Origin of the sequence: Streptomyces sp. NPDC051310, from assembly GCF_044455245.1 — a bacterium.
Lineage (GTDB): Bacteria > Actinomycetota > Actinomycetes > Streptomycetales > Streptomycetaceae > Streptomyces.
Map to the genome: position 1 here is coordinate 21,556 of NZ_JBITEO010000019.1, position 17,648 is coordinate 39,203.

Sequence of the window (17,648 nt, forward strand, 5' to 3'; positions counted from 1 at the left end):
CGCAGCATCCCGATAAAACCCTGGGCGCAACAGGTATTAACCTGTTGCGCCCAGGCCATTCGTAAGGACACGAGATGACCCGCACCACCCCCGCTCGCCCCGTCGACATCGAGGCCGTCTTCCCCGAGCTGGCCGCCCATCGCCGCACGGCGACCCGCCTGCATCCCAGGCCCGGGAACCCGGGGCCGCAGGAGAGCTCCGTGGGCGGGCCCCTCCTCTGGCCGGCGGACGAGCCGTGGCCGATGTGCACGCAGCCGCACCGGCGGCGGTACGGGGACCGTGTGAGCGACGTCCGCCTCCGCAGGCGCATCCTCGCCGAGGCGTGGAGCCGCACCCCCGCGCCCGGCCGGCAGCCGGGGCCCACGCAGGAAGAGGGCGACGTACTGAGGTCGCTCAAGCGCGGACGGCACGCCCCCTGGCTGGAGGACACCGACCCCATCCCGATGCTCGCCCTGGCCCAGCTGTACCGCCGGGACGTGCCCGACCTCGCCGGTCCGGCCGACCACGATCTGCTCCAGGTGCTGTGGTGCCCCTTCGACGCTCATGAGGGCCGGCACGAGCCCGCCGTCGAACTGCGCTGGCGTCGCTCCGCCGACGTCGCGGACGTACTGACCGACCAGCCCGAGCCCGAGGTCGTGGGCTCGGAGGGGTACGTGCCCGTGGCGTGTGTACTCGATCCGGAGCAGGTCGTCGAGCACCAGGACATCGAGGCCCTGCCGGAGGATCTGCGGGAGCGCATCGACGCCTGGGAGGGTGACGAGGACGACCTGGACGAGGACGCCGTCCTCTACCGGTCCGACCTCTCCACGGCACCGGGATGGAAGGCGGGCGGATTCGCCCGGTGGCACGGGACCGGCCCGGCGAGGATGCCATGCGACTGCGGCCGCGAAATGGACCCATTGCTGACCGTCGCGAGCCAGGAGTGGGACAACGGCAGCCGCAGCTGGATCCCCCTGGAGGACCGGTCGGCGGCGGACGCCATGGACGCCAACGTCCCCACCCAGGTGACCGTCGGCCGCTGGGGCTCCATGCAGGTCTTCGCCTGTCCGGCGGACGCCTCGCACCCGCCCCGGCTGAGCTTCCAGGGCTGAGCGGAACCCACCGTCGGAGGTGTGCCCATGCCGCAGTTCCTGGTCTTCGTCGAGGGCGAGGCGGCCGGATGGCGGGTCGATCGCGACGCGCTGGCCGCGGCGATCCGTCGCCGATGGGCGGACGCCGAGACCGACGCCACGCATCACGATGAGATGCGCAGTTTCGGCTGGCGCTTCGGGACGGAGGACGGGCCCGGCGAGGCGTACCTGCACGAGGAAGGCACCTGCCTCTCCATGGACGTCCCGGACGAGGACGCCGTGTGGTTGGCGGTGGTCTTCCGCGAGCTCGCACCTGCAGGGCTCGGCCTGGTCTTCTGCGATGCGGGGTACCACGTTCATGTGCCGCTCCGGCAGGACACCTCAGAGGCGGAACTGAGGGACCTGCTGGACGCCGCCGGGTGACACCCCAGGGTGAATGCCGCACGGCAGGGTCCTACAGTGTCCCGGTGCCCGACGGACCTTCCTCCATAGCCGCCACCGCCCACCGCCTCATGGACGCCGCCAGCGAAGGCGACCCGGCCGCCGCCGAAGCGCTGCGCGAGGCCCTGCCGTCCCTGAGGAGCGCCGCCGAGGCCGGTGACCTGGAGGCACAGGAGGTGCTCGGGGGCGTGCTCCTTGAATGGGAGGAGAACCCCGTCGAGGCCGCGCCCTGGTTCCGGCGGGCTACCGAGCGCGGCAGCGCCGTGGGCAAGCGGAGCCTGGCGTACCTATACGTCAACGGTCTCGGGATCGAGCAGGACGCCGCGGCGGCCGAGCGGCTGTTCCGGGAGGCCGCCGACGCCGGGGACGCGTACGCGCAGTTCAACCTGGCCCGGATGTGGTGGGGCGAGCGCGACCCGCAGGCCGTGGCCGCACTCCTGCGGGCCGCCGCGGAGGGCGGCGTCACCGACGCGTACGTCGTCCTCGGCGACCTCCTCGGGGCCATGGACCAGGACACCGAGGCGCTCGACTGCTACCTCATGGCCGCCCGGGCCGGGGACGACCGGGGCATGTACGTCGCCGCCTGCTGGTACCGCGACGGCCGGGCGGAGCGGCGGGACACGGTCGAAGCCCTGCGGTGGTTCTTCGCGATGATCGAGGCCGGCAACGCCGACGGGCTCCACGAGGCGATCACCATGGCGCGCGGCATGACGGACGAGGAGATCCGCCGGGCCGGCGAGCTGGCGGGGCAGCCGGGATCGGCGGAAGCCATGGTGGATACCGTCAGGAAGTACCGCTGACATGGCGCCGCGCGCGTTCCGGTCGCCCGCGGAGGCGCGGTGAGGTTCCTCAGGCGCAAGGCGCACCCCGAAAACCAGCCGGTCAGGATCCAGCGGGCGCGGGTCGCGGTCGCCAGGTTCGCGCCCGTCATCGGCTCCGGGCTCTCCCCGGAGTGGGACGCGACCGTGGCCGGGCGCCCCGGAGCGGAGGTGATCTACCGGGAGCTGGCCCGTCTGGCGGACCCTCAGGCCACGGCCCGTGTCGCGGAGCTGGAGCGGCTGCTGAAGGCCCTCGGGGACCTGCTGGACCTCTTCGGCGAGGAGCCGATGGGGCACGCCTACTACCCGTACAAGGCGGCCGAGCTCATCGAGCTGTACTGCCGGAGCGCCACGGGAGATCTGCCCGATGACGCTCCGGTGCCGCTGACGGAATGGGCGGAGCGGTTCGCCGGGCACGTCGACCGGCAGCTCGCGGAGAGCGGGGTCGACCTGGGCCGACCTCAGTACTTCACGGCTCTGGAAGCCGGTACGGCATCGGAGGAGAGGGCACTCACCGGGCACGACGACGCACACTTCCGGGAGCTGCTCGGCAACGCCCGCGTCGCCGGTGGGCGGTACGTCGGCGCGCTGGCCGCCGCACTCGGGGGCCGGGCCGCGGAGTGAGGTGGCGTGCCTACAGTGGCCCGGTGCCGAGAAGAGAACTCATACGTGCGATCGCGGGGCTCTGGCAGGAGGCGGAACGGCTGAACCGCCCGGCCGCCGCGCTCCGCGTCCCCGGCCTCGCCCCCGACCAGGTGCGTGACGCCTTCGGCGGGCCGGTGCCCGACGACGTCGCCGCGTGGTTCGGCCACGCCGACGGCGTCGCCTGGCGCCCCGGCCAGACCCAGGACGACGCTGCGCTCGTCCCCGGGTACGAGCCCCTCGCCGTACGGGACGCCGCCGCCCTGCGCGGGCCGTACGGCGAGCAGTGGTACCCGCTGCTCGGCACCGGAGGCGGCGACTTCTACGCCGCCGTACCCGCGCCGCCGGGCGACGGGGCCCCGCGCGTCGTCAGTGCCATGGCCGGCGAGGAGCCGAGGCCGGCGTACGACAGCGTCGCCGACATGGCGGAGGCGTTCCGGGACCTCTACCGGGCCGGGGTGTTCTTCGTCGCGGAGGACGGCACCCTGGACGCGGACGACGACCTGTGGATCGCGATCGAGACGGCGGGGACGCGGCCGGGGCTCGATCGCCTCCGGCGCGCGGCGGACGGAGCCGTACGTCTCGACCTCCGCGACATCGACGTCCCGGCGGCCTGTGCGGCCTACGCGGAAGCCGGGTACGCCGTCACACTCCAACTGGTGCAGTTCCTCGCGGACCACGGCGAGCTCACCCTCGGCTGGACACCCCGCGTCGGACGCGGCGAAGCGGTCCTCACGATCTCCGTCGAGGCCGCACTCGACGTCTTCGCACCGAACATCCGCAGCTACGCCCGGCGCCTCGGCATGCCGGTGCTCCCGGTCGGGACGGCCTTCGAGACCGAGGAGACGGTCCTGCTCGCCGAGAACGGTGACATCCTCTTCGCCGGGGACGCCGGGATGCAGCGCGTGGCGAACGGCTTCGAGGAGGCCGTGCGGGCGCTGGTCTCGGGAGAATGGGACAGGACCTTCTTCTGAGGTCGGTCGGTCGTAGAGAAGCAGGGGCGATGGCAGCGGTACTGGTCGAGCACTTCGAGGCACGTCTCGGCGGGCTCGTCGGCGCCTGGTCCGCGAGGGAGGGCGCACCCGAAGGGGCCCCACAGGTGGGCTGCTTCACCGGCGGGCGCCTCGGCGGCGGAGTGCAGTCGTATGCGACGATCGGCCTGCACGCGACCCCGCTCCTGTCCCGGACCACCGGACGCCATCTGCACCTTGAGCTGCTCGGCTGCAACCGGCCGGTCCCGGGAGACGAGACCGGGCCGTTCCCCGGCGTACTGGAGTACGTGGCGGAGCAGCTCCTCGCCGGGCGGAAAGCCCTGCTGCGTGGCGACGTCCTGCGCCTGCCGATGGCGCTGACGCCCGCGGCGCCATGACCGCGCTGTACGCGGCGATCCCCGTGTACTACGACGACGCCTTCGCCTCGGTCGTCCTGGAGAACGGGTCCGACGTCGCCGTGGTGTGGGCTGGTGCCCGTCACCTCCGCGGAGGCCGACTTCGTCGAGCGGCGCGGCTGGGAGGCGTTCGAGCGCGAGCTCGTCCGCCAGGACCCGGACCTGCTGGACCTGGCCCGTGCGGAGATCGCGCTCGGCTGACCGTCAGTCGGTGGCCGCGTCGCCCTGGGGGCGGGCGGTGGCCGCGTCCGGGGACACGTACGTCCCCCGCTGCGGGACCGTGAACACGAGGCCCTCCTCGACCAGGACCGCGATCGCCCGGCGCACGGTGGTGCGTGCCAGGCCGTACTGCTGCACGAGTTGCGTCTCGCTGGCGATGGCCCGGTTCGGCTGCCAGTCGCCCCGCGCGATGCGGGCGCGCAGGATGCCGGCGAGCTGCCGGTACGGGGTCACCGGGCCGGCGTGGTCGATTTCGGCATCGGGTTCGAATTCCATGGCGTCGAAGCTACTCAGTCACCCAGGAGTGGCTTCATTGAGATACGTGTCTATACGTAGCGATACAAGTCGCTATAAGGTGGCGGTCGACAGCAAAGACCCCGGCGAGGTGGCCAGACCTCCCGGGGCGCGGCCGATCTCCTCGAAGGACAGACCGACATGCACGACCTTATCCGGGCCCTCGCCGCATGGGCGAGGCTCACCCTCCTGCCGGGCGCTCGCGGGGCCCATCGCGGTGGCCCCGCCCTCGCAGGGCCCCAGCGCGCGTGCCCGCCCGCCTCTCCGCCGCGGCTGCCCGCCGCCCGGTCGCCGTACGGGATCGGCGGGCCCCTGGACGGCAGCGCGTCGGCGCTCGTGCGGCCGTACCTCGTGGCGTACGAGCAGGGCGAGGAGCGGACGCGCCGGCGGCAGCGGCGGCTCGCGCTCGTGCCGGCGGCGGACTTCGGGGTGGACCTGGACGCTGCGTACGGCGTGGGGGTGGCCTGGTGAGCTGCGACGCGTGCGGGGAAGCCGCAACCGGCCCGCCGGCCACCGTCACCACGGACGCCGCCGGCGGGGTCCGCCACCGGACCGTCTGTCAGGGCTGCGCCGCCGGGGCGGCGGCCCGGCCGCGGCAGCCGGTGCGGATGTGCGTACGCTGCGAGCGGATCACCTCGGCCCCGGTGCTGGTCGCCGAGGTCCACCAGGGCACCGGCCCCGGGTTCAACGTGTACGCCTGTCCCGACTGCGCGCCCCGTCTCCCGGAGCTCCCGGACGCCCTCGACCTGCTCGGCTGACGGCGGCAAAGAGACGAAGGCAAAGAGACGAAGGCAAAGAGAGAAACGGAGCGGCGCGATGGCGACGCTGGTGGAGGCGGCGGTGGCGGAAGCGCTCGCCCGGGGTGGCCGCGAGGTGGTGCGGACGTACGCCGCCGCGTGCGTGGAGCGCCTGGCGCCCGTCTTCCTCGGACTCCGCGGCGGGGATTCCGGCCGGGAGGCGGACGTCGACCTCTTCGTACGGACGCTGTGGCGGCTGTGGGATCCCGCGGATCCGTTCGCGGACGCCGAGCGGCTGGCGGCAGAGGTCGAGGAGTTCGCCGAGCTGCGGCCGACGGAGACCGGTCTGACCGATTCCGCCGACATCCACTGCTTCCACGCCGTGCTGGCGCTGCGGTACGCCGTCCTCTGCGCCGGCACCGGCGAGGCCGCGGAGGCCGGGCAGTGCGGTCACGTCGCCCTGACGGCGGTGGGGCTGCTCGACCGGAACCTGCCCCAGCCGGGTCTGTACGACGAGGAGTTGGAGTGGCAGCGGCGCTCGGTGGCGCCTGCGGAAGGGCTGCGGGAGGCGTGTGCCGAGGTGGGGCGCGGGCGCCTGGCGGTGCTTCAGGGGCGGTAGTGCGGCGGCCGGTGAACGGTGCGGGACCGAAGCGCGCACAAGCGGAGGCTCAGGTTTCGGGGGCGTCACGACTCGGCATCTGATCGGACCGCCGGGGCTCTTGGGCGTTTTGGGTGGTGGCGCGGTCTGTAGCGTTCGCGCGTTCGATCACTCTTTCTTTGAGGACAGCTCATGGCCACGCCGCCTCCGCCGCACACCCCCGACCCTCAGCAGGTCCCGCCGCCCGCCGAGGGGTTCGGTGGACCGGTGCCGCCTCCCGCCGCGCCCCGCAAGGCGGGCTGGGGCAAGAAGATCCTCCGGATCGTCGCCCTCATCGTGGTCGCCGTCGCGGTGAAGCTCGGCATCTCGTACTTCTTCAACTCCCCGGTGCACGCCGCGGCCGGCGACTGCGTCCAGGTCACCGGCAGCGACACCGACCCCAAGGTGGAGACCAAGGAGTGCGGCGACAAGGACGCCAACTACAAGGTCGTGAAGGTCGTCGACAACACCTTCGACGTCAACGCCTGCGGTACGACCGGTGAGGCCGCCCTGGCGCAGCAGTGGGACCAGGAGAAGTTCGTCCTCTGCCTGAACGGCATCAAGAAGTAGGACCCACGGGTCCGGGGAACCCCGGTCCGGCCGCGCACGTGCGGGCGGGCCGGGGTTCGACTCGTCACTCTCCCGCGCGATAGCGGAGTATCCAGTTTCGAAGTAGTTTCAAACTTATGAGCGCCGAGAACGCCGCCGTGAACTTCTCCGAGCTGGTGAACAAGAACAAGCAGACGCTGGCCCGCCTCAAGGAGTCGCCACGGCTGCTGCTGCATCGCCGGGACGGGGAGGACCTCGTCCTCACCACCGCCGCCCGCGCCGAACAGGACCGGACCGTCGTGTCGGCCGCCACCCGGATGCTCTCCGCCCTCGCGCGACGGGAACCGGGAAGCGTGCAACTGCTCCTCGACATACTGCCGGATGCCTTCCCGTGGGTCCGCTTCCTCCCGGAACAGGACGTCCACGCCTTCGCCGTCGAGCTCGTCGGCACCATGCGAGCCGCCGACTCGGTGGGCAACAGCGCCGCGGTGGCGCAACTCCTCGCCGCCTGGCAGCACACGGCGGAGGTCCACTCCGACCCGGAGCTTCTGTCCGCCCTCACCAGGGACCACGACGCGGATTACGGGCCGGCGGCCGATCCCCGGGAGCTCGGGTGACGCCCGGGCGCGGCGACCGGGCCGCGCCCCCCGCGCCCGAAGGGCAGGGGCGCAGGGGCAATGGCCAGGGGCGGAACCGCCTGTCACGACCCCGGGCTCAGCCCGTCTTCACCCAGTCCTTGCAGCCCGAGGTCTTGAAGTACGCGTCGGTCGCGCTGATCCTCACCGTCGCCGTGCCCGACACGTTGTCGTTCGCCAGGATCGCGTCCGTGTGGTGGGAGGCGTCCTTCGCGCGCTCCCAGTAGCACATGTCGTCCTCGTTGCCCGTGGACTTGTACGTGCCCGGGGCGAGGTCCACGCCCACCTTGAACATGCCGCCGTCGCCCTTGGCCTCCGTCTTCGGGGTGCCGGTGGCCTTCTCGTCGACGGCCTCCCAGTCCTTGCAGTCGGAGGTCTTGAAGATCTTGTCGCCCGCCTTGATGGTCACGTAGCTGGTGCCGGTGACGTTGTCGTTGGCGAGGATGGAGTCGGTCTCGCCGGAGGCGTCCTTGGCGCGCTCCCAGTAGCACAGGCCGTCCTCGTTGCCGCTCGTGCGGTACAGGCCCGGCTTGACGTCCGTGCCGACCTCGAAGTCGCCGTCGCCCTCGATCGCGGCCGCCTTCTTCGGCTGCTCCTGCTGCCCGGCCGGCTGCTGCTGCTTGCCCTTGGTGTCGCCGGCCGCCGGCGCCTTGCCGCCGTCGTCGCCGCCCCCGCCCACCGCCGAGGCGATCGCCACGACCACGACGACCGCGCCCAGGCCGGTCAGGAGCTTGTGGCGGGCGATCCAGCCGCGCTTCTTCTCCGGGCGGCCGTGCTGGGGCTGCTGGGGCTGCTGCGGGGCGTACATGGACTGAGACATGGCTGTGGCACCTTCCCGGGCGCTGTTCGTGTACTCCGTGCTTCGACGTGGTCAACTACAGCAGAGCCTGTGAACCGAGTCAACACGGTTCACGAAATTCAGGTGCGATCACACTGTGAACCAGCGCCTCGGTATGCTCGACGCTCATCGCGGATGAGGGGAGGCGGACACGTGCCGCAGGAGCACGCAGCAGAGGTCACCGCCGCAGCAGAGGTCACCGCCGCCGGTATCGCCCGGCTCGCCGGAGTGGGCCGGGCGGCCGTCAGCAATTGGCGCCGCCGGCACGCCGACTTCCCCAAGCCCGTCGGCGGCACCGAGACCAGCCCGTCCTTCGCCCTCGCCGAGGTCGAGCAGTGGCTCCGCGACCAGGGCAAGCTCGCCGAGGTGCCGCTGCGCGAGCGCGTCTGGCAGCAGCTCACCGCGCATCCGGCGGGGGCCGTCACCGCCCTCGTCCACGCCGGCTGCGTCCTGCTCCTCGTGCACGAGCGGCCCACCGGCTGGCTGGAGCGGGCCGCCGGCTCCGACGAGCGGCTCGCCGCCGCGCTGCCGGCCGCCCTGGAGGACGTGCTCACCGCCCGGTTCGGCGCCGAGCGCGCCGTACGGACCCCGACCGAGGCCGCCCTCGGCCCCTCCGCGCCCCTGCTGCGCGGCGCCGCCGAACTCGCCGCCCAGCTCGGCGCCCGCCAGGCGTTCGAGTTCCTGCTCGGCCGGCACCTGGACGCCAATCCCCGCCAGTACACGCTCACCCCGCCCGGGCTCGCCGAGCTGATGGCCGCCCTGGCGGGCCCCGCCCGCACGGTGCTGGACCCGGCGTGCGGCACCGGCGGGCTGCTGCGCGCCGTCGAACGCCCCGAGAGCCTCCACGCGCAGGACGCCGACCCGGGCGCCGCCGCGCTCACCGCCCTGCGCCTCGCCCTGCACGGCACGGCGGACGTCCGCGCGGCCGCCGCCGACACCCTGCGCGCCGACGCCTTCCCCGGGCTGCGCGCCGACGCGGTGCTGTGCCACCCGCCGTTCAACGAACGCGACTGGGGCCACGACGAACTGGCCTACGACCCCCGCTGGGAGTACGGCTTCCCGGCCCGTACCGAGTCCGAGCTGGCCTGGGTGCAGCACGCCCTCGCCCGCCTCCGCGACGGCGGCACCGCCGTCCTGCTGATGCCGCCCGCCGTCGCCTCGCGCCGCTCCGGGCGCCGCATCCGCGCCGACCTGCTGCGCCGCGGCGCCCTGCGCGCCGTCGTCGCGCTGCCCGCCGGGGCGGCGCCCCCGTACGGCATCCCGCTGCACCTGTGGGTGCTGTGCCGGCCCGGCGCGGACCAGCGGCCCGGGCCGGAGCTGCTGTTCGTCGACACCACCGGCCTCGTCCCCGACGGCGGCCGGGACAAGATGCCCTGGCAGGCCCTGCGGACGGCCGTGCTCGACGCCTGGCGGGGCGGCGAGGAGCAGCCCGGCGTCAGCCGCTCGGTGCCCGTCATCGAACTCCTCGACGACGACGTCGACCTGGCCCCGGCCCGGCACCTGTCCGCCCCGGCCGCGGGCGGCTCGGCGGCCGACCTGGACGCCGTCCGCGAGCGCCTGGAGCGCACCCTGCGCCGCACCATGGAGCTGACGCCGCCGCCCGCCGCGCCCGCCCGGCCCGGCTCCCGCCCGCTGACCACCGTCGGCGAACTCGCCCGCGCCGGCGCCCTCCTGCTCCGGGCCGGCGGCACCGGCACCGCGCCCCCCGGCGAGCCGGCACCCGTCCTCACCGAGCACGACGTGCTCGCCGGCACGGCCCCCTCCGGCACCCTCCCCGACGGGGACCCCGAGGAGCCGGTGCTCACCGAGGAGGGCGACGTCGTCGTCCCCGTCCTCGGCGGCGGGTCCGTCGCCCGGGTCGTCGACGCCGCCACGGCGGGCGCCGCCCTCGGCCGCAACCTCCAGCTGCTGCGGCCCGACCGCACCGCCCTCGACCCCTGGTTCCTCGCCGGCTTCCTGCGCGGCACCGCCAACCAGCGGCAGGCCAGCAGTTACGCCTCCACCGCCACCCGGCTCGACGTACGCCGGCTCCAACTGCCCCGGCTGCCCCTGGCCGACCAGCGGCGGTACGGCGAACGCTTCCAGGCGCTCGCCGGGTTCGAGGACGCGCTGCGCCTCGCGGGACGCCTCGGCGAACAGCTCGTGCAGGGCCTGTACGACGGCCTGGCGGACGGGACCGTACGGCCCGAGTGACCCGGGGGCGACCGGAGCGGCGGGCCGTGTCGTACAACCCCGGGGCGGCCGGGGGTGTCCGTGTATACGCTCGTCTTCCCTCTGATCCGCACCTTCTGGAGCGACTTATGCACGGGCACGCGCCCATGACGCCACCGCGCCCCGCCGTGACGGCCGGCGTGATCGCCGTGCGGGTGATCATCTGCGTCCTGATCGTGCTCACGCTCGGGATGCTCGCCTGGGTGGCCATGCTCCGGATCGCGATCATGCGCCGGTCCGGCCGTGACTGGGCGCTGTTCTGGGGGCAGTTGGTGCTGAACATCGCCTGCCTGGCGACCCTGGAGCAGCGGCTGGCCGACCACTGGATCTCGAACGTCGGGATGGCCGGGCTGCTGCTGCAGATGGCCGGGGTCGTCACCTACTACCTGATCGTCGACATCCACCACCACCAGCGTGTCCCCGCCGCCGCGCCGCAGGGCCACGTACTCCTGCCCGCGTACGGCCCCCCGCCGCAGTACGGGTACGGCCGCCCGCCCGCGCCCGCCCCGACCCACGCGCCCCCGACCGGGCCCTTCGCCACACCGATCCCCGCCCCGGCCCACGCGCCCGCGCCCCCGACCGGGCCCCTCGCCACACCGATTGCCGCCCCGGCGCCCGCACCGGCACCCGCACCCCTGCCCGTGCAGCCGCCGCCGCAGCCGCCCCGGCCCCCCGCCGGGCCGCCCGCGCCGCACCGGCACATCGACCAGGTCCGGGCCGAGCTCGACGAACTGAGCGACCTGCTCCGCAGGAACGACGGCCAGGAGGGCGGGCCCCGGTGAGCGGACGGGTCATCGCCGGCCGGTACGAGCTGTCCACCGTGATCGGCCAGGGCGGCATGGGCCAGGTCTGGACCGCCTACGACGGCCGGCTCGACCGCCGCGTCGCCGTCAAACTGCTGCGCCCCGACCACATGGCCGCCGGCACCGCCGCCGACGAGATGCGCCGCCGCTTCGTGCGCGAGTGCCGCGTCACCGCCCAGGTGTCCCACCCGGGGCTGGTCACCGTCCACGACGCGGGCAGCGACGGGGACGACCTGTACCTGGTCATGGAGTACGTCGACGGCGCCGACCTCGCCGACCACCTCGCCGAACACGACCCGTACCCCTGGCCGTGGGCGGTCTCCGTCGGCGCGCAGCTGTGCGGGGTCCTCGCGGCCGTGCACGCGGTGCCGATCGTCCACCGCGACCTCAAGCCGCGCAACGTCATGGTGCGGCCGGACGGGACGGTCACCGTCCTCGACCTGGGCGTCGCCTCCGTCATCGACACCGACACCACCCGCCTCACCCACACCGGCTCGCCCATCGGCAGCCCCGCCTACATGGCGCCCGAGCAGGCCATGGGCGGCGCCGTCGGCCCGTACACCGACCTGTACGCGCTCGGCATCCTGCTCCACGAACTCCTCAGCGGAAACGTCCCCTTCGCCGGCTCCACCGCCCTCGGCATCCTGCACCGGCACCTGTACGAGCCGCCGCTGCCGGTCCGCCAGGTGCGCCCCGAGATACCCGACGCCCTGGAGGCCCTGGTCCTGCGGCTGCTCGCGAAGGACCCGCGGCACCGCCCGTCCGGGGCGCACGAGGTGTACGAGGCCCTCGCGCCGCTGCTGCCCTCGCGCGGCGCCCCGGCAGGGCCCCTGGACCCGACGCGGCCCTTCCTGCGTCCGCTGGCCCCCTGGCCCGACCGGGCCGCCGCGGCACCCCCGCGGCCGCCCGCCCCGCCGGTGGCGCCGCCCGCCGGACGTCCCGACGTCGCGGCCGCCGTCGACGAGGTCAAGCGGCTCCTCGGCGAGGGCAGCATCACCCGGGCCGTCGACATCCTCGGCGGGATCCTCCCGGCGGCCGCCGCCGAGCACGGCGAGCACTCACCCGTCGTGCGGATCCTGCGCAAGCAGTACGCGACGACGCTGATGGACGACGGCCAGTACCGCCGCGCCCTGCCCGAACTGCGGCGCCTCGCCGACGACCGCGCGGCCGAGGCGGGCCCGGCCGACCCGCAGACGCTGCAGTTCCGCTACGACGCGGCGCTCTGCCTGGAGCAGCTCGGCGAGACGGCCGCCGCGCTCGCCGAGTACCGCGCGCTGCTGCCGTACCACGAGGCCGGGCAGCCGGCGGGCGGCGATCCGGGCCGCGCCTTCGACATCCGCCACCGCATCGGCCACCTGCTGCTGGCGATGGGCGACCACACCGGCGCCCACCAGCAGTTGCAGAGCCTGCTGCACGACACGGAGCGGGTGTACGGGCCGTACCACCCGCTCGCGGCGGAGCTGCGGCGCGCGCTGGAACGCCAGCAGCGGATGCGCGGCCTGTGACGCCGGCCGGGCCGGCGGGCGGTCAGGCCGCCCGGGAGTACACGGAGTCCGCGACCCGCCCCAGGCCGGTCAGGCCCGCGGGGCGGGGCTGGTCGCCGAGGACCACGACCGCGCCCGGTGCGGCGAGGTCCCGCAGCGCCGTCAGGTCGTGCCCGTCGCCGTTCACCACGATCACGCCGTAGCGCCGGTCGCCGACCGCCTCCAGGACGCCCGGGCCGGTGAACGCGCCGCGCACCAGCCGGGCTCCGCCGTCGCCGGGCCCGCCGCCCAGCGCCAGGTTGCCGCGGACGACGTCCTCGCGGGCGGGCGAGCCGTCCAGCGGGTCGACCACCGTCAGCCGCGCGTCGATCCCGCCGCGCTGGAGCATGCGCCGCAGCGCCGCCGCGAACAGGCCGTGGCACGTGCCGAGCTCCAGCACCTCGCCGTTCGGCGGCGCGAGCAGCGGCACGGTCGCGAGCCGGCCGCACACGTCGGACACGGAACCGCCGAGCCCGCCGACCCCGAGCGCCTCCAGCGCCACCAGGTGGCGGTAGGCGACGGTGACGTCGTGCCGGACCCGCTCGCTGCGGTCGCCGGTGACCGCCCCGATCTCCCGTACCAGCGTGTCGACCTGCGCGGCGGTGGGCATCCGGTGCCCGTCGCGCCCGGCGCGGTCGAGCAGCAGCCCGAGCCCGTAGCTCTGCCGCCTCAGGTCGGCCACCTCGTGGTGCAGGGCGTCCAGGTCGGACTGGAGCGCGGTCGTCGCGCGCTCCAGGCGCTGCTCGACCAGGGTGAAGGCGGGCTTCAGCACCCGCTGCGCCAGCCGGTTGCTCAGGAGAGAGGGCATGCGCGGCAAGCTACGCCGGGCCCTTCGCGCGCGGACCACGGGACGGTGCCGCTCCGGTGAAGTCTTGGTGGCGCGACGGCGACGACCGCCGCGACACCTGCCGCGGCACCTCGGGCGCACCGCCCCGCCGGCGCAGCCCGTGCACCGCCAGGCCCAGCCACCCGGCCGCCGCGAGCCCGCCCGCCGCCGCGCCGGACCGCAGCCCCGGAGTGCGGAAGGTGCAGTCCAGCGTGCGCTGCCCGGGCCGGACGGGGGAGGCGACCAGGCCCAGGTACGCGCCGGCGGGCCGGCCCTCGCACCGCCAGCCCGCGATCCGCGGCGCCGCCAGGACCGCCGTGCGGGCACCGGCGCCCGGCGGCAGGCCGGCGCGTACGCCGTCGGACGTGACGCGCACCGTCACCGCGGCGGTCGCCCCCAGCCGGGCCACCGCCGCCGACAGCCGCGCCCGGTCCAGGCACCCGATGCTCCCGGCCGGCGGCACCGTGCCCCGGCCGTCCAGCACCACCCGCGTGCCCGCCGTGCGCTGCGTCCCCAGCGGTGCCATCGCCGCCCGCCACTTCGGCAGTCCGCCGCGCAGCCGCACCTCCGGCCCGTCGCCGAGGCGGGCCGTCCCGCCGAAGTCCGGCGCCCACACGAAGACGTCGCGGCCGACCGGGCACACCCCGTCGGCGGGCAGCTCGTAGACGCGTGCCCCCAGCAGCAGTTCCTGGTTGCGGAACGCCGAAGGGCCGTAGCGCGGACCGGCCGTGCCGGGGCGGACCGTCACCAGCGGCAGCACGTCGCCGCGCCGCACGGCCCCGGCGTCGCCCCGTACCCGCGCGCCCACCGCGAACAGCGCGTCCGTGACCGGGTTGTCCAGGGACTGCAGGCTGCGCCCGTTCGACGTCCAGCCGCCGCCCAGCGCCGCCAGGGTCCGCGTCAGCACCGCGGGCGTGTGGCTGCTGTAGTAGCCGGCGCCCTGCCCGCCCACCAGCAGCGGATCGTTCCCCGTCAGCTGCGGGCGCCCCGGGTCGGTGCGGTAGCGGGGCCACCCGTCCGCCCCGGAGATATCCGCCGCCCGCGCCGCGTGCGCCGCGCCCCAGGCCGGGTGGTCGTCCAGCCGGGCCGGCCGCTCGCGGTCGGCGTACGCGGTGGTCGCCGCCGCCTGCCCGGCCAGCGCGCCGGCCAGGAGGACGGCCGCCGCGACGAAGCCGCGGGGGCGGCGCGCCAGCAGCACCCCGCCCACCGAGGCGGCCAGCCCCGCGCCGAACAGCGCGTACGACCACCCCGTCGCGGCCGTCGCGTCCCCCAGCACGGCGCCCGCCGCCACCGCGCCCAGGACCAGCCCCCCGCCCAGCAGCGCGCGCCGCCCCGGCCACCCGTGGGACACCCCCGCCCAGGCCGCCATCACCACCAGGCCCGCCAGTACGAAGGTCTGCCGGTACGGGCTGCCGTTCGGCGTGGTGAAGGCATGCCACACCAGATGCGCCGGCCCCCACTGCAGCGACAGCAGGACCGCGGCCACCAGGCCCGTCCACACCCACCGCTCCCGCGCCGGCACCTTCCGGTGGAAGACGAGCGCCGCCGCGAGCAGAAGGGTGCCGGTCCCCAGGAACAGGGCGGGGGTGAAGAAGCCGTACGTGGCGGGCAGCGCCCGCGCCGCCACCTCCGCCCACCCGGCGGGCCGGAACTCCCGCGTCCACCCCGGGTGGGCGTGCCGCGACCCGAGGAACACCGGCACCAGCAGGGGCGCCGCGAGCCCCACCCCGAGGACCACCGTCCCCGCCGCCCGCGCGGCCACCCGCCACCCCCGCACGCCCCGCGCCAGCAGCACCAGCCCGGCGCCCAGCGTCGCCATGTACGCGGTGTAGAAGTTCGCGGTCCACACCACCGCCACGACCAGGGGCCCGAGCAGCGGATGCCGGCCCGTCCGCACCCACTCGCCGACCAGGCACAGCAGCGGGAAGGCGATCAGCCCGTCCAGCCACATCGGGTTGTACGCGGCCTCGATGACGGACCAGCCGCACAGGGCGTACGACGCGCCGAGCACCGGCGCGCCCCACCGGGTGCCGGCGCGGCCCGGGGTGCCCGCGCGCTGCGTGAGCAGCAGCACCGTCATCGCGGCCGCCGCCAGCGCCATCCGCAGCACCGTGACGGCGTACACGGCGAGGTCGACGCGGTCGCGCGGGAAGACGCCGACGAGCAGCGCGAGCGGGCCGCTCAGGTACGTCCCCAGGTCCGGCAGGAAACTGGTGCCGTACCCGGACTGCCAGTTCAGCAGCAGCCCCCCGTCGGCCCGCCCGTGCAGCAGGTCCCACAGGTGGGCGTGGAACGGTACGAACTGGTTGCCGAGATCGTTGACGGCGCGCGTGCGCGGCCCGAAGGGGAAGGTGCGGGCGACGGCGTCCCCGGCGCACACGGAGGACGCGGTGATGAGCCCGGCCGCGGACGCGGCCCGGAAGGCATATCTCTGCATGACGCCGTCGAATATCGCAGCACCGGCGGCCGGAATCACCACCCCCGCGGCCCAGTTCATGCGATGGTCGACTGCCCGCCATGTGAAGCGACCGCCGCCGACACGCACGTCCGTTGTCGTTTCCTGCGTGCTGATCTCGATAGTGGTGCCGTGCTTCAACGAAGAGGAGATCATCGGCCGCTTCCACGCACGCGTGACCGCGGAACTGGAACTCCTCGGGACGGAATTCGAACTGGTCTACGTCGACGACGGAAGCCATGACCGTACGCTCCCGCTGCTGGAGGAGATGGCGGCCGCCGACACCCGTTCCCGTATCCGCTACGTGTCCTTCAGCCGGAATTTCGGCAAGGAGGCGGCCATGCTGGCCGGCCTGCGGCACGCCGCCGGGGACGCCGTCGTCATCATGGACGCCGACCTCCAGCACCCGCCCGAGCTGGTGGCCCGCATGCTGGAGCTGCACGCGGAGGGCTTCGACCAGGTGGTGGCCCGGCGCACCCGCCGGGGGGACCGCGTCACCCGCACCCTCGCCGCCCGCGCGTACTACCGGCTGATCAACCGCCTGGTCGACGTGGAGCTCGTCGACGGCGTCGGCGACTTCCGGCTCCTGTCGCGCCGGACCGTCGACGCGGTGCTGGAGCTCACCGAGTACAACCGCTTCTCCAAAGGTCTCTTCGCCTGGGTCGGATTCCGCACCACCACCTTCGCGTACGAGAATGCGACGCGTGAGCAGGGCCGCTCGAAATGGAGTTTCGGAAAGCTGCTGAACTACGGGCTGGACGGGTTGCTCTCCTTCAACGACAAACCGCTGAGGGCCGCGCTCTATCTCGGTCTGCTGCTGGTTTCGGTCGCCGCCGGGTATGCCGCCTGGATCGTGGGGGCCGCCCTGCGGCACGGCGTCGACACCCCCGGTTATGTCACCCTGCTGGTGACCGTCACGGCACTCGCCGGGGTCCAGATGGTGATGCTGGGGGTCGTCGGGGAGTATGTGGGGCGTATCTATTACGAGGTGAAGCGCCGCCCCCACTTCCTGGTGAAGGCGACGAACACCGCCGTACCGCACACCGCCGCACCGCCGCAGCAGCCCGGGGAGCTCGTACGCCGATGACCGTCCACGGCCAGATCGTCAGGTTCGCGCTGGTGGGCGTGGTGAACACCGCCACCTACTACGCCTTCTACCTGCTGCTGCTGGCCGCGCACCTGCCCTACGTGGCGGCGCACGTCGTCGCGTTCCTCCTGTCCATGACCGGCTCCTTCTTCCTGAACTGCCGCTTCACCTACCGCACCCGCCCGACCTGGCGGAAGTTCCTGCTGTTCCCCCTCACCAACGCCGCCAACTTCGTGATCACGACCAGTGGCGTCTGGCTCCTGGTCGACATGGCGGGCTTCTCCAGCCGCTGGGCCCCGCTGGTCGCCGCCGCGGCGGCCATCCCCATCACCTTCGTCGTCTCGCGGACGATCATGCTGCGGCCCGAGACCCCGCGGACGCGTGACTCGTTGACCGAAACAGTGGTCCCCAAGTAGTGGCCCGGGCCACGTCCACTGCCTAACATCGATCACCGCAAGGTCGTTCACGCCCGCCCG

General features: G+C 74.2%; 21 protein-coding genes. 17 read left to right on the plus strand and 4 right to left on the minus strand.

Annotation, left to right across the window (positions count from 1 at the left end):
* The first annotated feature begins 74 nt into the window (after positions 1-74).
* The 7 genes from ACIA79_RS24780 (at position 75) to ACIA79_RS24810 (ending at position 4,559) form a co-directional block, all read left to right on the plus strand.
* Entirely contained in the window at positions 75-1,091 is a 1,017-nt protein-coding gene (locus ACIA79_RS24780) for a hypothetical protein (RefSeq protein ID WP_399430513.1), read from the plus strand.
* A 27-nt stretch (positions 1,092-1,118) separates the two neighbouring features.
* Entirely contained in the window at positions 1,119-1,493 is a 375-nt protein-coding gene (locus ACIA79_RS24785; protein WP_399430514.1) for a hypothetical protein, read from the plus strand.
* A 44-nt stretch (positions 1,494-1,537) separates the two neighbouring features.
* Positions 1,538-2,311, plus strand: a complete 774-nt coding sequence (locus tag ACIA79_RS24790) for a tetratricopeptide repeat protein (RefSeq protein ID WP_399430515.1) — start codon at positions 1,538-1,540, stop codon at positions 2,309-2,311.
* 39 nt (positions 2,312-2,350) lie between these two features.
* On the plus strand, positions 2,351-2,953 hold the full coding sequence (locus ACIA79_RS24795; RefSeq protein ID WP_399430516.1) for a hypothetical protein: 603 nt from the start codon (positions 2,351-2,353) through the stop codon (positions 2,951-2,953).
* A 23-nt stretch (positions 2,954-2,976) separates the two neighbouring features.
* Positions 2,977-3,945 (plus strand): SUKH-3 domain-containing protein, encoded by a 969-nt coding sequence (locus ACIA79_RS24800; RefSeq protein ID WP_399430517.1) that lies wholly within the window; start codon positions 2,977-2,979, stop codon positions 3,943-3,945.
* A gap of 29 nt (positions 3,946-3,974) precedes the next feature.
* A complete protein-coding gene (locus ACIA79_RS24805) occupies positions 3,975-4,340 on the plus strand; it encodes a hypothetical protein (protein ID WP_399430518.1) in 366 nt (121 codons plus the stop codon).
* Positions 4,341-4,433: 93 nt separating this feature from the next.
* Positions 4,434-4,559 (plus strand): hypothetical protein, encoded by a 126-nt coding sequence (locus ACIA79_RS24810; protein ID WP_399430519.1) that lies wholly within the window; start codon positions 4,434-4,436, stop codon positions 4,557-4,559.
* Between the two features lie 3 nt (positions 4,560-4,562).
* Here the strand turns inward: ACIA79_RS24810 and ACIA79_RS24815 are convergent, their stop codons facing one another.
* Positions 4,563-4,853 (minus strand): GntR family transcriptional regulator, encoded by a 291-nt coding sequence (locus ACIA79_RS24815; protein ID WP_399430520.1) that lies wholly within the window; start codon positions 4,851-4,853, stop codon positions 4,563-4,565.
* Between the two features lie 159 nt (positions 4,854-5,012).
* On the opposite strand from ACIA79_RS24815, the gene ACIA79_RS24820 reads away from it, so the two are divergent.
* From ACIA79_RS24820 to ACIA79_RS24840, 5 genes are all read left to right on the plus strand, one after another.
* Entirely contained in the window at positions 5,013-5,342 is a 330-nt protein-coding gene (locus ACIA79_RS24820) for a hypothetical protein (protein WP_399430521.1), read from the plus strand.
* Complete coding sequence (locus tag ACIA79_RS24825; protein WP_399430522.1) at positions 5,339-5,629, plus strand: hypothetical protein; 291 nt, start codon at positions 5,339-5,341, stop codon at positions 5,627-5,629. The genes ACIA79_RS24820 and ACIA79_RS24825 overlap by 4 nt, the downstream gene beginning before the upstream one ends.
* Positions 5,630-5,687: 58 nt before the next feature.
* Entirely contained in the window at positions 5,688-6,227 is a 540-nt protein-coding gene (locus ACIA79_RS24830; protein ID WP_399430523.1) for a hypothetical protein, read from the plus strand.
* Between the two features lie 171 nt (positions 6,228-6,398).
* Positions 6,399-6,815 carry a hypothetical protein gene (locus ACIA79_RS24835; RefSeq protein WP_031068953.1) on the plus strand — a complete coding sequence of 139 codons (417 nt, stop codon included), beginning with the start codon at positions 6,399-6,401 and terminating at the stop codon, positions 6,813-6,815.
* Positions 6,816-6,931: 116 nt separating this feature from the next.
* Complete coding sequence (locus ACIA79_RS24840) at positions 6,932-7,411, plus strand: hypothetical protein (protein ID WP_399430524.1); 480 nt, start codon at positions 6,932-6,934, stop codon at positions 7,409-7,411.
* A gap of 97 nt (positions 7,412-7,508) precedes the next feature.
* Here the strand turns inward: ACIA79_RS24840 and ACIA79_RS24845 are convergent, their stop codons facing one another.
* Positions 7,509-8,249 carry a hypothetical protein gene (locus ACIA79_RS24845; RefSeq protein ID WP_399430525.1) on the minus strand — a complete coding sequence of 247 codons (741 nt, stop codon included), beginning with the start codon at positions 8,247-8,249 and terminating at the stop codon, positions 7,509-7,511.
* 171 nt (positions 8,250-8,420) lie between these two features.
* Here ACIA79_RS24845 and ACIA79_RS24850 point away from each other — a divergent pair, with 171 nt between their 5' ends.
* The 3 genes from ACIA79_RS24850 (at position 8,421) to ACIA79_RS24860 (ending at position 12,786) form a co-directional block, all read left to right on the plus strand.
* A complete protein-coding gene (locus ACIA79_RS24850; protein WP_399430526.1) occupies positions 8,421-10,460 on the plus strand; it encodes an N-6 DNA methylase in 2,040 nt (679 codons plus the stop codon).
* 125 nt (positions 10,461-10,585) lie between these two features.
* Positions 10,586-11,260, plus strand: coding sequence for a hypothetical protein (locus ACIA79_RS24855; RefSeq protein ID WP_399430527.1), 675 nt, complete (start codon positions 10,586-10,588; stop codon positions 11,258-11,260).
* Positions 11,257-12,786 carry a protein kinase gene (locus tag ACIA79_RS24860; protein WP_399430528.1) on the plus strand — a complete coding sequence of 510 codons (1,530 nt, stop codon included), beginning with the start codon at positions 11,257-11,259 and terminating at the stop codon, positions 12,784-12,786. The genes ACIA79_RS24855 and ACIA79_RS24860 overlap by 4 nt, the downstream gene beginning before the upstream one ends.
* Before the next feature lie 22 nt (positions 12,787-12,808).
* On the opposite strand, the gene ACIA79_RS24865 is transcribed toward ACIA79_RS24860, so the two are convergent.
* Together ACIA79_RS24865 and ACIA79_RS24870 are read right to left on the minus strand one after the other, a co-directional pair.
* On the minus strand, positions 12,809-13,612 hold the full coding sequence (locus tag ACIA79_RS24865; RefSeq protein WP_399430529.1) for a class I SAM-dependent methyltransferase: 804 nt from the start codon (positions 13,610-13,612) through the stop codon (positions 12,809-12,811).
* 10 nt (positions 13,613-13,622) lie between these two features.
* Positions 13,623-16,067, minus strand: a complete 2,445-nt coding sequence (locus tag ACIA79_RS24870) for a YfhO family protein (protein WP_399430610.1) — start codon at positions 16,065-16,067, stop codon at positions 13,623-13,625.
* A gap of 127 nt (positions 16,068-16,194) precedes the next feature.
* Between ACIA79_RS24870 and ACIA79_RS24875 the strand changes: the two genes are divergently transcribed.
* Positions 16,195-17,172 (plus strand): glycosyltransferase family 2 protein, encoded by a 978-nt coding sequence (locus ACIA79_RS24875; RefSeq protein ID WP_399430530.1) that lies wholly within the window; start codon positions 16,195-16,197, stop codon positions 17,170-17,172.
* Positions 17,169-17,588, plus strand: a complete 420-nt coding sequence (locus ACIA79_RS24880; RefSeq protein WP_399430531.1) for a GtrA family protein — start codon at positions 17,169-17,171, stop codon at positions 17,586-17,588. Before ACIA79_RS24875 ends, ACIA79_RS24880 begins: the two co-directional genes overlap by 4 nt.
* Positions 17,589-17,648: the final 60 nt, after the last annotated feature.